The sequence below is a fragment of the Kaistella haifensis DSM 19056 genome, from assembly GCF_000735695.2.
In the GTDB taxonomy this organism is placed as follows: Bacteria; Bacteroidota; Bacteroidia; order Flavobacteriales; family Weeksellaceae; genus Kaistella; species Kaistella haifensis.
Map to the genome: position 1 here is coordinate 69703 of NZ_JASZ02000005.1, position 16239 is coordinate 85941.

The 16239-nt window shown below is 37.1% G+C and carries 13 protein-coding genes and 1 pseudogene; 4 read left to right on the top strand and 10 right to left on the bottom strand.

The features are described from left to right. Positions 1–45: 45 nt before the first annotated feature. Entirely contained in the window at positions 46–1068 is a 1023-nt protein-coding gene (locus AP75_RS04165) for a 3-oxoacyl-ACP synthase III family protein (protein WP_031502693.1), read from the bottom strand. A gap of 92 nt (positions 1069–1160) precedes the next feature. Between AP75_RS04165 and AP75_RS04170 the strand changes: the two genes are divergently transcribed. Then, a complete protein-coding gene (locus tag AP75_RS04170) occupies positions 1161–2063 on the top strand; it encodes a magnesium transporter CorA family protein (RefSeq protein WP_031502695.1) in 903 nt (300 codons plus the stop codon). Positions 2064–2159: 96 nt separating this feature from the next. Here the strand turns inward: AP75_RS04170 and AP75_RS04175 are convergent, their stop codons facing one another. The 3 genes from AP75_RS04175 to AP75_RS04185 form a co-directional block, all read right to left on the bottom strand. After that, positions 2160–2522, bottom strand: a complete 363-nt coding sequence (locus AP75_RS04175) for a hypothetical protein (protein WP_031502697.1) — start codon at positions 2520–2522, stop codon at positions 2160–2162. A gap of 105 nt (positions 2523–2627) precedes the next feature. Next, positions 2628–7280 carry a DNA polymerase III subunit alpha gene (gene dnaE / locus AP75_RS04180; protein WP_088263672.1) on the bottom strand — a complete coding sequence of 1551 codons (4653 nt, stop codon included), beginning with the start codon at positions 7278–7280 and terminating at the stop codon, positions 2628–2630. Positions 7281–7440: 160 nt separating this feature from the next. Next, on the bottom strand, positions 7441–7866 hold the full coding sequence (locus AP75_RS04185) for an SRPBCC family protein (protein WP_031502700.1): 426 nt from the start codon (positions 7864–7866) through the stop codon (positions 7441–7443). Positions 7867–8055: 189 nt separating this feature from the next. Between AP75_RS04185 and AP75_RS04190 the strand changes: the two genes are divergently transcribed. The 3 genes from AP75_RS04190 to AP75_RS04200 all read left to right on the top strand — a co-directional run bounded on the left by AP75_RS04190 (position 8056) and on the right by AP75_RS04200 (position 11737). Further along, on the top strand, positions 8056–9135 hold the full coding sequence (locus tag AP75_RS04190) for an MBL fold metallo-hydrolase (protein WP_242589760.1): 1080 nt from the start codon (positions 8056–8058) through the stop codon (positions 9133–9135). An 83-nt stretch (positions 9136–9218) separates the two neighbouring features. Further along, the gene (locus AP75_RS04195) at positions 9219–10220 is read left to right on the top strand and encodes an alpha/beta fold hydrolase (protein WP_088263674.1); all 1002 of its coding nucleotides are present in this window, start codon (positions 9219–9221) and stop codon (positions 10218–10220) included. A 299-nt stretch (positions 10221–10519) separates the two neighbouring features. Continuing rightward, positions 10520–11737, top strand: a complete 1218-nt coding sequence (locus AP75_RS04200; RefSeq protein WP_031502616.1) for a 3-oxoadipyl-CoA thiolase — start codon at positions 10520–10522, stop codon at positions 11735–11737. Positions 11738–11977: 240 nt separating this feature from the next. Here the strand turns inward: AP75_RS04200 and AP75_RS04205 are convergent, their stop codons facing one another. The 6 genes and pseudogenes from AP75_RS04205 to AP75_RS14220 form a co-directional block, all read right to left on the bottom strand. Then, a complete protein-coding gene (locus AP75_RS04205) occupies positions 11978–12445 on the bottom strand; it encodes a hypothetical protein (RefSeq protein WP_031502619.1) in 468 nt (155 codons plus the stop codon). A gap of 36 nt (positions 12446–12481) precedes the next feature. Next, on the bottom strand, positions 12482–12937 hold the full coding sequence (locus tag AP75_RS04210) for a DUF1569 domain-containing protein (RefSeq protein ID WP_088263675.1): 456 nt from the start codon (positions 12935–12937) through the stop codon (positions 12482–12484). A 107-nt stretch (positions 12938–13044) separates the two neighbouring features. Then, positions 13045–13605, bottom strand: a complete 561-nt coding sequence (locus AP75_RS04215; RefSeq protein WP_143755808.1) for a Crp/Fnr family transcriptional regulator — start codon at positions 13603–13605, stop codon at positions 13045–13047. 103 nt (positions 13606–13708) lie between these two features. Further along, a complete protein-coding gene (locus AP75_RS04220; protein ID WP_031502623.1) occupies positions 13709–14893 on the bottom strand; it encodes an ABC transporter permease in 1185 nt (394 codons plus the stop codon). Positions 14894–15039: 146 nt separating this feature from the next. After that, positions 15040–15999 carry an HlyD family secretion protein gene (locus AP75_RS04225; protein WP_088263676.1) on the bottom strand — a complete coding sequence of 320 codons (960 nt, stop codon included), beginning with the start codon at positions 15997–15999 and terminating at the stop codon, positions 15040–15042. A gap of 24 nt (positions 16000–16023) precedes the next feature. Beyond that, positions 16024–16239: pseudogene (locus AP75_RS14220) on the bottom strand (hypothetical protein); the annotation flags it as partial.

The following is a 16239-nucleotide window of genomic DNA, read 5'->3' on the forward strand; positions in this document are numbered from 1 at the left end:
ACCACTTCCAGAAAATGAAAGTGGTTTTTGTTTGATCCAATTTAATTAAAATTCAAACAATACCGAACCCCAAGTAAATCCACTTCCGAAGGCGGAAAGAAGCACCAAATCTCCTCTTTTCACTTTACCTTGTTCGATGGCCTCGCTCAATGCAATCGGAATTGATGCAGCCGTGGTATTCCCGTATTTCTGAATATTATTGAAGACTTTATCTTCCGGAAGTCCCATTTTTTGCTGTACAAACTGGGCAATTCTCAAATTCGCTTGGTGTGGAATAAACATATCTAAATCTTCCATGGTTTTTCCTGCTGCGTTCAACGCTTCCATCATGGTTTCCGGGAATCTGGTCACCGCATGTTTGAATACGAAATTTCCATTCATCACCGGATAAATCTCAGCATCGGTCACGTTTTCAGGTTCCAAACGCATTCTGTCGCTCCAGCCGTATTTTGAACCCGGAAATTTGGTACACAATTCATCTGCATATTTCCCTTCAGAATGCATGTTTGTACTCAAAATATCCCCTGCATTTTCATCTTCAGAGGCGGACAAAATCACCGCTCCTGCTCCATCTCCAAAAATTACAGAAACGCCACGACCCGCATCGGAAAAATCCAATCCGAAAGAATGAACTTCTGCGCCTACGACCAAGATATTTTTGTACATTTTAGATTTAATGAAAGCATTTGCAACACTCATCGCATACACAAATCCGGAACATTGATTTCTTACATCCAACGCTCCGATGGTATCGCAACCGAGCATTTCTTGAAGCAAAACGCCACATCCCGGGAAATAATAATCAGGTGAAAGGGTCGCAAATACTATATAATCGATGTCTTTCGCAGATAAACCGGCCATATTCAGGGCTTTTTGCGATGCTTTAAAGGCTAGAAACGCGGTAGTTTCTTCGGAAACGTTTCGGTTTTTTCGGTGATGTCTTTCTTTGATACCGGTTCTTTCGGTGATCCACTCGTCATTGGTGGCCATAAGTTTCGACAAATCGTCATTGGTGACTACGTTTTCCGGAACATAGTGCCCAATTCCTTTGATAATACTTTTAGTCATGAAATACTTTTAATTTTGGCAAAGATAAATTTTATTTAAAATATCAAATAAAGCTTTAATTTTTACATTGAAAATATTGTTAAATTTGTTGAATGCCAATAGAAATTATTTACCGAAACGACCATTGCGAATGGATTGATGTGGAAGCTCCGACTCCGGAAGATTTGCTTTTTTTACATGAAAGATATAAAATCAATCAACTACTTTTGGAAGACACGATAGACCCAAACCATCTCCCGAAATTTGAACAGGATGATGATGTGAAATTTTTTCTGATGCGCGAAAATACTGAATTGGAAAGGTCTCACCTGAATACCATCAGCGATATCTCTACTAAACTGGGGGTTTTTCTGATTGGAAATATTATCATTACCATTCACCGGATGAAGAATCGAAGTATTTATGAATTTAAAAAGGAAATTCTGCGTCCTGAAAATAAAGAAGTTACCGCGGAAAAAATCGCTTTAAATCTTGCTTTGAAAGTAATGAAATCCTTCGATGACGAGTCGCAAAACCTGATGGAAACGATGGATAATATCGAGAATGAAATCTTCCTGAAAAATACGAACAGCCCAAACCAAATTCGCCGATTGTATAAACTGAAAAGAAAATCGGGACTGAATGCCCGAATCTTGAATATTTCCACTGATTGGATTGATAAATTTAAAACATTGGAACTCGGAGAAGCCCAAATTACCGATTTGAAAGACAAACATAAAGATGTAATTGCCGATTTCGAACACCTCAATTCGCAGGTGACCAACTTGATTTCGATGTATCTCGCGATGAGCGACCAACGCGCCAACCAAGTGATGAAGGTACTTGCGATCTACTCGATGTATTTTTTCCCGATTACTTTTATTGCGGGAATTTATGGAATGAATTTCGAAAATATGCCGGAACTTCGTCAACCGCTTGGTTATTTTATTACCCTTGGAGTGATGGCTTTCATTGCCTTGCTCACTTTCATTTATGTAAGAAGAAAACGCTGGTAAATAAAGACTTTCAGTATTTTTAAATAAAAAAAGCGGTTTTAGAATCTAGTCTAAAACCGCTTTAAAATAAAAACTAACTATTAAAAAACTATTTTATCAGTAATGCATTGCATCGCCAAGGTCGATTGGTTCCCTGCCTTTTCTTTCTTTCACGAATAAAACGAAAGGAATACAAACCAAGAAAAGCAGCCCCAAATACAGGAAAAAATCCATGTAAGACAGAACTGATGCTTGTTTCAGCACATTCAAATCGAGAAGTTTATAGGCAGATTGCAAAGCTACATCGGGTGAATACCCTTTTGCCATAAAACTTGCTTGCAATGCGACCACTTTCTGCTGAACATCAAAACTGTTGGCATCTAAATGCTGTGCAATATTTTCCCGATGAATGGAAGTTTGATTGGAGATGAAAGTGGTAATTGCCGCGATTCCGAATGAACCTCCCAACTGGCGCATCATCCCCGTGAAAGCCGCTCCCTTACCAATTTCTTTCCCTTTTAGCGTACTTAGTGAAAGCGAGGTAATTAAGTATTTCGGACTTTAATCAATTTTCTTGTTTTATTTCTAGTTTAAGAAAACATCATATTTGTGAAGGTTATGAATCACTTCCAGCAAATCACCATTGATATTAACTTGCGAACGCATCGCCATCAGCTCAATATTGGATTGATCTTCAGGGTTTTTCACCAGGAAATTGAGTTTTTGTTCGCCTTCATTTTCTAAGAAATTTTCTTTGAAGAATAAAATATCTTCTCTCCTTAAATCATTAATATCGATGACGATGGTCATTTTCTTAGCAAATTTTTCAAAAGCATCTTTTAAATCGATCACTTCACTGACGTTGACGAAAACTCTACCATCGTTTAACACCGCAAATTTTATTTTGAAAATCACAAAACGCTGCACATCAATTCGGTCGCGAAGTCTCATATAATCGCGATCTCCAAGCCGGAAACTGTAACTTCCGCTGTAATCTTCCAAAGTAATAAATGCGATTTTTTCGCCGCTGTTTTTCCCGTCTTTCACTACATATTCGGTTACCAAACCTGCGACCATGTATTCCGGTGTATTGTTTTTCATGGCCTGTTTTTCTTTCCAGTTGAGTTTATCATTGTTGAAAAGATCGGGTTGCTGATTTGCAACGGTGTCTTTAAAAGCATCTACTTCATCTAAATTTAGAAAATTGAAACTTCCTTTTGGTTCGGCTTTTTTTGGAGCATCTTCCATCAACACATCTTCTTCGCCTTCCAAAATATCACTCACCATATCAAGCAAACCATCATCTTCATCGGCAACATCAGCGATATCGATTGGTACAATTACTTTTTCTAATTCGATTTCATCGTCTTTTTTAGATTCCAGAATTTCTTTTTTGCTGAGTGCGCCCTGCATGAATTTGAACTGATATTTATATTCATCCAAAGGATGCGCAGAAAGGTAAAACCCAATAATTTCTTTTTCTTTATTCAGCATGTGCATATTCTGCCATTCGGGAGCCGGATTGATTTTCGGTGGTTCAATTTTCACTTCTTCAGCGAAATCTGCAAAAAGAGAATTTTCGATTTCATTTTTGCTATCTTGAAAACTTTGTCCGTATCTCAAAAGCCTTTCCAGATTGGTTCTTCCGGAAATATCAATGTCAAAATATTGTGCACGATGATAGCGATCAACCTCATCAAAAGCTCCAGCAATCACCAAACTTTCCACTACTCTTTTGTTGATTTGTGGTGAAGGAACTTTCTCGAAAAAATCATAAATATTGGTAAATCTTCCGTTGATTCTGGCGTTCACAATCGCTTCACTCGGTCCTTCACCAATTCCTTTTATCGCTCCCAAACCGAAACGAATTTGTCCTTTATCATTTACCGCAAATTCGTACTGCGATTCATTCACTGACGGACCCAAAACATCGACTCCTATCCCTTTGCAATCTTCCATGAACATGGTGATTTGCTTGGTGTTATTCAGGTTATTGGTCATCACACTCGCCATATATTCTGCCGGATAATTGGCTTTAAGATAAGCGGTATGATAGGCGATTAGCGCGTAACAAGTCGAGTGCGATTTGTTGAAAGCATATTCTGCAAAAGCTTCCCAGTCTTTCCAAATTTTATTGAGTTTATCGACATCGAGGTTGTTTTTTTCTCCACCTTCAATAAATTTCGGATACATTTTATCTAGAACATCTTTTTGCTTTTTACCCATCGCTTTTCGCAATGTATCCGCTTCACCTTTGGTAAAATTGGCCAATTTTTGAGACAAAAGCATTACCTGTTCCTGATAAACGGTAATTCCATAGGTTTCCTCAAGGTATTCTTTGGTTTCATCTAAATCATAAACCGTTTCTTCAAGTCCGTTTTTCCGGTTGATGAAGTTTGGAATATACTTAATCGGACCCGGACGATACAGTGCGTTCATGGCAATTAAATCCGCAAACTTTGTTGGCTTCAATTCGCGCATGTATTTTTGCATTCCCGGACTTTCATATTGGAAAATCCCGACGGTTCTACCTTCTTGAAACAACTGAAAAGTTTTCAAATCATCCAAAGGAATTAAATCGGGATCGATATCGACATTATGTCTTTCGTTGATCAGTTTAATGGCATGTTTGATGATGGTAAGCGTTCGCAAACCAAGGAAATCCATTTTCAGCAAACCAGCACTTTCCGCCACCGAGTTATCGAACTGAGAAACCAAAATATCAGGATCCTTCGCTGCAATGGTAATAGGAACCAAATTGGAAATATCTTCGGGTGTGATGATTACGCCGCACGCGTGAATTCCGGTATTTCTAATGCAGCCTTCCATTCTTTGTGCCGCAGAAAGAACTTGAAATCGTTCATCATTGGGATTCTCTAAAATGTCTTTCATTTCCTGTGCGAGCATTTTGTCTTCCGGGTTTAATTTGTCGAATTTCGAAAGTGCTTTTGCAATATTCATTCCGGGTGTGGAAGGCACTAATTTCGCAATATTATTGGTTTCCGGAATCGAAACATCCAGCACTCTTCCGGCATCTTTTATGGCAGATTTCCCACCGAGAATCGAATAAGTTATGATTTGTGCAACATTCGATTTACCATATTTTTCAACCACCCATTTGATGATTTTATCTCGACCTTCATCATCGAAATCGATATCGATATCGGGCATGGAAATCCTTTCCGGATTAAGAAAACGCTCAAATAGCAAATCATACTTAATAGGATCCACATTGGTGATTCCGGTACAATAAGCTACAGCAGATCCCGCAGCAGAACCACGTCCGGGACCTACCCAAACACCCATTTTTCGAGCTTCGTTACAGAAATCCTGCACGATAAGAAAATATCCTGGGTATCCGGTTTTTGCAATAACTTCAAGTTCGAAATCTAAACGATCCCTGATCTCATCAGTAATTTCTTCGTATTTTTTCTTGGCTCCGTCATAGGTTAAATGTCTTAAATAAGCATTTTCGCCACGTTTTCCGCCATCAATTTTGTCTTCTTCACTTAAAAATTCCTTAGGAATATCGAATTCTGGCAACAAAACATCTCTTTTAAGAGTATAGGGTTCAAATTTCGCCAGCAATTCCGTGTACGCTTCAAATGCATCGGGGAACTGGATGAAAGCCTGCCGAAGATCATCGGAATCTTTAATATAATATTCGCTGCTCGGCAAACCTCTTCTCTTACCAAAACCCTTTCCTACAGGCGAAGACAACTTTTCACCATCTTTTATACAATATAAAATATCCTGGATATTCGCATCGGATTTTTCGGTGTAGAACGTTTCGTTTTGAGCAAGAATTTTCACTTCATATTTTTCGGCAAATTCCAAGAGCACTTCATTCAAATGCTCTTCTTCTTCTACTTGATGGTTCTGAAGTTGTACATAAAAATCATCACCAAAAGTATCTTTCCACCATTTGAATATTTCTTCCCCTTTTTGCTCACCAAATTCCAATATCGTGCTGGGAATATCTCCTGAAGTTCCCGCGGTGAAAGCAATTAAATCTTCTTTATACTCTGCGATCATTTTTCTGGAAATCCTAGGAACTCCAAAATAGAAACCATTAACATAGCCTAAACTCGAAAGTTTTGCCAGATTTTTGTAACCTTTGAAGTTTTTTGCCAGCAATACGACATTCGTTCTTCGGTCGGGATCGTCTTTGGTAAATTGTTTTTGTTCCGGTCGGTCAGAAATATAAAATTCGCAACCGATAATTGGAATTAATGGTGTTTTCCTAGGTTCAACTTCATTAAACTCTACACCGTCTTCATCTGCTTTTTGTTTTTTATCAAGATATTCTTGGTATGCTTTTTTGATGTTTCCATTGGCTTTTTCTACTTCAGAAACAAATTTAAAAGCACCCATCATATTTCCCAAATCCACCAAACCTGCTGCGGCAAAATCATTTCGAATTGCTTTATCTACCAAGTCCGAAATATTTGAAGAAGCCTGCAACGATGAATAAATACTATGATTATGAAAATTAAAATAATCTCCAATTTCAATTTCATCAAAGGAACCGAAATCTACTTTTTTCTTCTTTTTAGAGTCCGCAACTTGTCTCCGAATAATAATCCCAAAAGGCGGAAAAGGATTCGGGTGATTTTTGATAAATTCCTGCAATTCGGCATCAGAAATAAGAAGTTTTTCTGCCGAAATTAAATCTTTTCGCATCATTTCGAAGAAAACTTGTGCAGTTGCATTCACGTCTGCCGCAGCATTGTGCGCTTCATCAAACTGCTCTCCGTATAGTTTTTCGAATAATTCTACCAATTTCGGAGATTTGTATCTGCCGTTTTTTCCACCTCCCAACTGACAAAATTCCGTACCGAGTTCCATGGTATCTGCCGAAGGAATTTTCTCTAAAACATTATCCATGTCTTTTCGAAAAAATTCGGCACCAACGATGTTGTAATCGAAATCGATATTGTGACCGGCAACTACTTTTGCTTTTTGAAGAACATCTTTAAATTCTTCCAAAACTTCAGCCAAATCTCTACCTTCTTCATTCGCCATTTTGTTTGAAATTCCGTGAATTCTAGTAGCATTAAAGGGAATATCATACCCTTCAGGTTTTATGATATAATCCTGATTTTCAAGCAATGTACCATCTTGTGCATGAAGTTGCCACGCAATTTGTACCATTCTTGGCCAATTGTCAGAATCGGTTAATGGTGCATTGAAATTTTTAGGTAAACCTGTGGTTTCTGTGTCAAAAATTAGATACATGAAGCAGAGAATTTTTGTAAAATTAAGGTAAAATTTCTTTAAATAAAATTTGCATCTGAGGAAAATTCAAACTATCAATTCCAGAAAGACTTCACAAAAAACCCGCCCGAAAAATGGAGCAGGTTATAAAAAAAGCGTGTAAAATTGTATTGAAACAAAATTATTTTTCAACAAATTCTTTTAAACTTTTTCCTAGAATTTCGTTCCAACCTTGCTGGAAACTTTCTTTTTGAAAATCTTTTCCAAGATGAGCAAAATTCTCCAAACCTTTATGGGTTACGGTGACAACGGTTTCGTCTCCGTCTTTTTCTAATTCCCATTTTACGATAGTTTTTTCTTTAGAAAATTCCGGATAAGACCAAGTATGTTTCAATTTTTCATTCGGAATCAGTTCCAGAATTTCTCCGTGATGATGGTATTTTTTTTCATCGCCCGGCTCAAAAAAATTGAGTTCATTGTGAATCCCGAGTTCAAAATCGGAAATATCAAAATACCATTCTTTCATCTGCGCTTTATCGGTCAAAGCATTCCAAACCTTTTCGACAGGGGCATTTACTCTTTGCTTTACAGTTACATTTTCGTGCATAATATTAGATTTTTTGATTGTAATAAAGTTACTGAAATTATTGAATAAGAATAAAAAATATTAGGATGATTTAGCTCATTTCTGAATTTTAATCTACATTTGATCGCAATTTTAAAGTAAAATTTACAATTGTTCGTCTCATTCTACAGTGCAAATAAATTTGTAAAAATGCTTTTATTTAAAAAAATCATGATCCTATTTCTCATTTTCATCGGAATTATGGCATTGTCGACTTTTCTTTTTCTTCGTCAACCCCAATTCGGGAAAGCGCCTTCCGGTGAACGATTGCAAAGAATTTTAAATTCTCCTCATTATAAAAACGGACGATTCGACAACCTAAATTCAACTCCGCAACTGGCAGAAGATACCTCGATGCCGGAGGTAATGTTCCGCTTTCTTTTCGGGAAATCTCCCAATAAAATTCCGCAACAAGCTTTTAAGTTTGAGAAGACAGATTTGAAATCTTTGGATCCCAACGAAAATGTGTTCATCTGGATGGGACATTCCTCCTATTTCCTACAAATTGACGGTAAAAAAATCCTCGTGGATCCCGTTTTCAGCGGTAATGCGTCGCCCTTATCTTTTACCGCAAAGGCTTTCGAAGGAACAGACCTTTATACCACAAATGACTTTCCGGAATTGGATTATTTGATTATCACTCACGATCATTGGGATCATTTGGATTACGAAACCGTGAAAAAACTGCGTCCAAAGGTAAAGCACGTAATTACCGGGCTCGGAACCGCCGAACACTTGGAATTCTGGAATTATGATCCAAAAAAAATCATCGAACTGGATTGGAAAGAAAGTGCTGATTTGCGAAGTGGATTCAAAGTATATTGTGAACCGACCAGGCATTTTTCCGGGCGGGGTTTAAAACGTGATCAGGCGATTTGGGCAAGTTTTGTATTTGAAACACCAAACCAAAGAGTGTATATCGGTGGCGACAGCGGTTACGATGATCATTTTAAAAAAATTGGTGAGAAATACCGAAGTTTTGATTTGGCAATTCTTGAAAACGGACAATACAACAAAGATTGGCGATACATCCACATGATGCCCGGAGAAAACATCAAGGCGATGGAAGATCTCAACGCCAAAAGATTGATTCCGGTACACAACTCGAAATTCGCTCTGGCAACACATCCATGGAAGGAACCACATGAAAAAATAATGGAATTTAATATCGAAAATAAGAGAATCCTCACCCCGAAAATTGGCGAAAAAACAAATTATCTGAATGATGATGAAAATTATGACCAGTGGTGAAAATCATATTAATAGACTGATAAAATAAAGGCTTATTCGCGACTCTTTTTAAATTATGTAATTTTGTAAAAAACGTTTTCGAAATGAAATTAGCATTGATTTTTTCTTCCATTTTCTTGATTTTCAGTACATTTTTCAATGCGCAAATTCAGCCAAAAATTGAGGCTTTAGATGCGGAACTGTCTACGGTTCACTACCCTTTTCTAGTTCAGTTTAAAATATTGAAAACACAGGGACAGGATTTGAAAATGGCTTTCATGGATGCAAAACCTGCGAAAGCAAACGGTAAAACCATCGTTTTGCTTCACGGTAAAAATTTCAACGGATATTATTTCGAGCAAACTGCAAAAGTACTTTTAAAAGAAGGTTTCAGGGTGATTATGCCGGATCAGATCGGTTTCGGAAAATCATCAAAACCCCAGCAGTATCAGTTCAGTTTTCAGCAATTGGCAGAGAATACAAAAACAATTCTGGATGATTTGAAAATAGATAAATTCATTCTTTTAGGACATTCGATGGGTGGAATGCTCGCCACGAAAATGGCCGTGATGTATCCGGACAGTATCGAAAAGCTGATTTTGGAAAACCCAATAGGTCTGGAAGATTACCGGAAATTTTCACCTTACCAAAACATCGACAAACTCTACGCTTCCGAACTGAAAAATACCTATCAGTCCTATAAAGATTATCAGTTAAAGTTTTATTACGACGGAAAATGGAAACCTGAATACGACAAATGGTTGAATTTACTCGCAGGGTGGACCATTCATCCGGATTTCGCGAAAACCGCTTGGAATGCAGCACTTACGACCGATATGGTGTATACGCAACCCGTAGTTTACGACTTTGAAAACATCAAAGCACCTACCCTCCTTATAATCGGAACGCGCGACAGAACCGCAATTGGAAAAGCAAACGCACCGAAAGAATTACAACCTTTGATGGGACTTTACCAAAATTTAGGAAAAGAAACCCAAAAGAAAATCAAAAATTCAAAATTGGTGGAGCTAGAAAATGTGGGACATTCGCCACATATCGAGGTTTTTGATCGTTTCATAGTTCCTTTGCTGGAATTTGTTCCTTAATATTCTATAATTTTTTAAAGAAAATAATTTTCCCTATTCCGAAATTTTCTGTTTTCACCGATTGTTATTGATTGAAAAATGCGATGATGGTAGTAAATTACCTATAGAATGCTTTGTTATTCTTTCCGCGGACGGCCTCCTCATGGGTTTATTGGTTACCATCATTTCTCTGTTGAACATTAAATTTTTCCAAAAGCAAATTTTAAAATAATAATACTGAGATTCGGCAAAAACTAGAGGACGTTTATTAAAAATAAATAAAAAGCGTATCTTTTTACCCATAAAAAAATGAATCTAAAATGAGTAAAGACGCATATATTATAGACGGAACTCGCAGTGCCATCGGAAACTTCAAAGGTAGCCTCGCCGCCGTGAGAACTGACGATTTAATCGCTTCCGTCATCAAAAATCTGATCGCAAAAAATCCTGAACTGCCTTTGGACAGAATAGATGATGTGATCATAGGATGCGCCAACCAAGCCGGGGAAGACAACCGAAATATCGCAAGAATGGCTTTGCTTTTGGCCGGACTACCGGAAAGTGTGCCGGGAGAAACGGTGAACCGACTTTGCGCTTCGGGAATGAGTGCGGTGGCACAGGCGATGCGTGCGATAAAATCCGGTGAAGGCGATCTTTTCATCGCGGGAGGCGTGGAAGGAATGTCCAGAGGTCCGTTTGTAATTTCCAAGGCGGAGAGCGGGTTCGCAACCGATCAGAAAATGTACGATTCCAGCTTCGGATGGCGTTTTATAAATCCGGAAATGGAAAAAACATACGGCGTAGAAGCGATGGGAAAAACCGCTGAAAACCTCGCTGAAATGTATAAAATCTCTAGAGAGGAACAGGATGAATTTGCCTTGAATTCTCAAATGAAAGCCACAAAGGCACAGGAATCCGGGAGATTGGCGGAGGAAATTTCCGACATCCAAATTCCACAAAGAAAAGGCGACCCGATTCTGGTAAACAGAGATGAATTCATCAAACCGAATAGCAACTTAGAAATTTTAGGAAAACTGCGCGCCGCTTTCGTGAAAGAAAACGGAACGGTAACAGCAGGAAATGCTTCCGGACTGAACGATGGAGCTGCTGCAATGATCATCGCTTCAGGAGATGCGGTGAATAATTATGGTTTAAAACCCTTGGCGAAAATCGTGTGTTCTGCTGTAGTCGGTGTAGAACCGAGAATCATGGGAATTGGTCCGGTTGACGCGACAAAATTAGCTTTGAAAAGAGCTGGTTTAACGTTAGATCAAATTGATATTATTGAACTTAATGAAGCCTTTGCCGCACAAAGCATTGCGTGTTTGAAAGAACTCGGAATTGCGAATGACGATGCAAGAGTGAATGTAAACGGCGGCGCTATCGCATTGGGGCATCCACTGGGAATGAGTGGATCACGAATAACTTATTCCGCAGCATTGGAACTGCAGAAAAACGGCAAAAAATATGCATTGGCAACAATGTGTGTCGGCGTTGGACAAGGTTATGCGGTGATTTTGGAGAATCCAAATGCTTGAATTAAGGTCTTTTAAAAAAAAATAAAAAACTGCTGATTTTTCGGCAGTTTTTTTGTTTAATGCCATCTTTTTTGGATAGAAATTAAAGATTCCGAGATGGGTTTTCTAAAAATTCCAAGTTTAAGTCTGCTCCTATATTAAAAGAGATACATCGTCCGTTTCAAGATTTTCTCAAACATAACCAAAGCACTTTTTTAAAAAAATTAAACCAAAAAACAGCAATTTATCTGGTTACGATGATTAGTTTTTCCAGTTGGTTTTATAAGTTAAACTTCCATCGTAGCTTGCGCAATCACCAATAAACTGAAGGTATTGTTTTTCGATTTTTTGGGTTTTCGCATTCCACATGAAAGTGTAAACAAATTTGCCTTTCAGAATTCCGGAATGTTTGCCATTGGGTTCTTCCGCAAATTCGTATTCACCGAAAATGCTGCTCCGTTTTTTCCCGTTTTTGTATTTCGTTATTTTCAGTTTTCCTTCAAATTTTGTATTTGTATTTTCCACCACCGAATAGCCGGAAAGAAAATATTCCTGATCATTTTTTCGGTTCTGTTCAGAGATTTCCACCATTACTTTCATCGCCTCTTTTTGATCACCAATTGTTCCAGTGTATGGCATTGAATTATTCAGCCAAACCGTAGAGATATCAGGCATTTGAGCAGAAGCAAGAGCGCTGATAAGCAATAAAAGGTAAAGTATTTTTTTCATGGTAATGGATGTTTGAGTTTTTAGTAATTGTAAAATTTAAACGCCAAATTGTTCCAAGTGATGATTCAGGTGTTTCGCCAGCATATTGTTCCATTCCTGAGCCGTAAGTTTACCGAAAGAATGCGACATTTTCCCATCAAATGCGGTACTTCCCAACTGTTGAGTTTTTTGGATGAAACCTATCAATCGTTTTTTTTCTTCATCAAAGTTTTTATTTCCTTTAATGATGAACATTGGACCGGTTGGTAGATTTTGTTTATACGGAAGCTCATTCACTGTTTTTGATTTCACGAAATTCTTTAAAAGTAATCCAGCGATAAAGCCTGGTTTCGGATGTTTTTCGGGTTCGTAAATCGTTTCGTAGGCAACATTAAGGTGCGCCAAAACCTGATCAACGCTCATTTTGCCCCATTTTCCTTGGGTTTCTGGTGTTAAATTATTGATTCTGTTGATGTATTCTTGCGCAACTTTTGCATCAAATATATTTTGCATGGATCTTATTTTAAGAGAAAGATAAAATTAATTGATATTTCTAAAACGTCCGCCAAAACAACATTAAAAATTTGATAAAATTTAGGAAATAAAAACAGCTTTTAAATTTAAATGTCACTTCTAATTCGGCTCAAAGTCTCCTGGGAAATGCCCAAATACGAGGCAATCATTCCGAGTGGAGCTCTGAGAATAATGTTAGGATTTTCTTCTAAAAGTTGGATATACTTTTCTTTTGCCGTCATATATTGCAGCGACGAAATTCTGCGAGACATTTCTATCATTAAGTTCCCTAGAATATATCTGCTGAAATTTGCCGCAGTAAGCGAAACCGAACATAGTTCCTCTAATTTATTGAAATTACAAGTGGTAATTACCGATTTTTCTAACGTTTCTATGTTATTTCGAGTAGGTTGGTTCTTGAAAAGCGTATCAATATTAGCGGTAATCTTTCCCTCAGAATAAAAATTGGTGGTGATATCTTTTCCGTTTTCGTAGTAAAACATTCTCAGCAAGCCTTCCTCTACAAAGAAAACAGTATGATTGTATTGATTCTGCTTGCTCAATATTTCTCCTTTATCAAAGACTTTTGTTTCACATTCTTCATTTAGAAAACGCTCTATTTCTGCATTTACCTTAATGTGCTTATTAAGTTCTTGAATTAATTTCATGAAAACTAAATTTCTGGCAAAATTACACAAAAAAGGCGTTTCAGTAACCTGCAACGCCTTCTCATAAACATTAAAAAAAAAACTATATTGATTTATAGAAATATTACTCTTCGTAATCTTCGGAGAGATTATATTCTTTGAACAGCATTTTAATTTTGATTTTCAGTGCAATCCATCCCAAAATGAAGTATATCCAAGCTAGAATAAATAAGTGCCAGAAATATTTTTGGGTTAAATAATCGGAACCTTTTTCTACCACCATAATTTTCAAAGCTTCTAAATATGGGGTTAAAGGAATAATTTTAGTGAAATAAGTGATGAAATCTGGCATCGCATAATTTGGCCAAGTAAATCCACTGATAATAAACGCAGGAGAAGCAATTACCATTAAAATTTGTGTTGCCTTCAAAGCATCTGGAACCAAAATACTCACCAAAACACCTAAATTAGTTGCTGCTACTACAAAAATTGCTGTTATCAGAAAGAAATTCATGGCATTTTCTGGAAGTGGAATTTTAAAATACAAACTGCATAAGTAAAAAACCAAAATATTTAAATTGGAGAAAATCCAAACAGGTAAACATTTAATCGCCATTACCAAAATCGCATATTTGTGTTTCCCGGCAAAATCCTTAATAAAGGAATCCCTTTTAAATTCTTCTGAAAACGTAACTGCCATTGCCAAAAGAATTACCTGTTGTAAAACTACCGCCATCATTGCTGGCCACATGAAAATTAAGTAATTACTCGTGGTGTTAAAAAGCGTAATATAATTCGCTTTAAAGGGTTCTATATTGGCTTTTGCTTGGTCTGCATTCATCCCTTTTTTTTGCAAAGCTTTCATTTCTGCACCTGCTGAAAAAGTTCCCAAGGTAAGTTGAATCGCTTTTGAAGCGAAATTAGCTGTCAACACATTCGAGGTATTGACATAGACGTTAATTTCTGGATATTTCTTTTGCAGCATATTGGCTTCGAAATGCTCTGGAATAATTACCACTGCTCCAGCTTCTGTTTTGATGACCTCGTCTTTCAAAATCGCTGGTTCTTCTACATAATTCAGCACTTTCAGGGTATTATTATCCCCTAACATATCTACGATTTGGTTAGACAAGGGCGTTTGGTCATGATTAATTACAATCACGGGAATATCCGTTACTTTTCCCTTTTCATAAGTAAAACCTAACAAAAGCGCGTAGAATATGGGCGCCATAAAAAATACAGAAAGCATCGTTTTGTTCGTGAAGAACAAATGAAACTCTCTTTTTAAAAGGTATCTTAACTGTTTCATTTTTTCTAAATTTTATTTTTTTTAACCACAAAAGAGACAAAAGCTTTTCCGTTTTAAAGTTTTCCAAAAGAAAAAAAACTTTTTTTACTTTTGAATTGCTTATTTTCAAACATTTCTTTTGGAGCTTTTGCGGTTTTTAGTTAAGATTATTTTAAAGTTACGCTAGAATTCACCAAAATATTATTCACTTTTGCTCTATCTGTAGGAATTACTTTAATTTCGTAAACCGCATCATCTGGTTGATAATCTGGGAAAGCAGTGGTAATATCTGCATATTTTGTCAATTGCTTGATAGAAACTATTTTCCCTGAAAACTCTTGATTTCCGTATGTAGATTTCATATTCACGGTCATTCCTTTTTGATATTTAGAAATTTTACTTTCTGGAATGGTAAAACGGAAATAAGTAGAGTTCGGAATGTAGCCGTTAAATAACGCATAACCGGCAGTTGCCAATTCGCCTACATTTAAAGAAATGGTTTCAATTTCCATATCATTGGTTGCGATAATATATCTTTCAGAATAGGCAACATTGGCTTCTTGGAGAACGCCTCTCGCTTGGTTTTCTTGACCTATCGCCATTTCTATTTTTTCTAATCTTGTACCGATTTCTACATCGTGCAATTCTGCGTTTGCAGCTTCATATTGAGCTTTTGCGCCTTGTAATTTTGCGAAAGCCTCATCATAATTTTGTGGAGAAAGCAGACTGTCTTTGTACATATTTTGCGCTCTTCTAAAGGATTTTTGAGCGTACTGATATTGTTCCGCTAAACCCTTTTGTTTGGCTCGTAACTGACGAAGTTGATCTGCAGTTGCGCCATTTTTTGCCATTTGTGCTTGTGCGGCGGCAGCGGCAGTTGCTCCCTTTGCTTGAGCAATTTTCGCTGTAACTTCGGGTACGTCTAACATTGCGAGGGTATCTCCTGCTTTTACCGTTTGTCCTTCTTCTACATAAATTTTTAAAATTCTACCCGTAACTTTTGGCGCGAAAGAAACAATTTCCTTTTTAGTTTTGCCTTCGGTTAATTTTTGTGGAGTTTCATTTTTACAAGCTCCTAGAGAAAGTAGGGTTACTAAAAATAAAGATATTACAATATAGTTTTTCATCGGATGAGTATATTTAGTCGTTCCTTAACAAAACCCACTATTTAATTTATATTTAAAAACAGGATTAGAAAACAGCATAATTTGTATCTTATAAAATAAGAAAATAATTTTCTGTTTCAGTAGTTCCATCATTTTCTTCATGTTCCAAGCGGTTGCAGCTAGTAATGCATTGATTTGTGGTCCCGTTTCTCCCATGAAGTAATTTTTTGCCAGCCTAAAATCGGTTTTTAAATGTCCGAT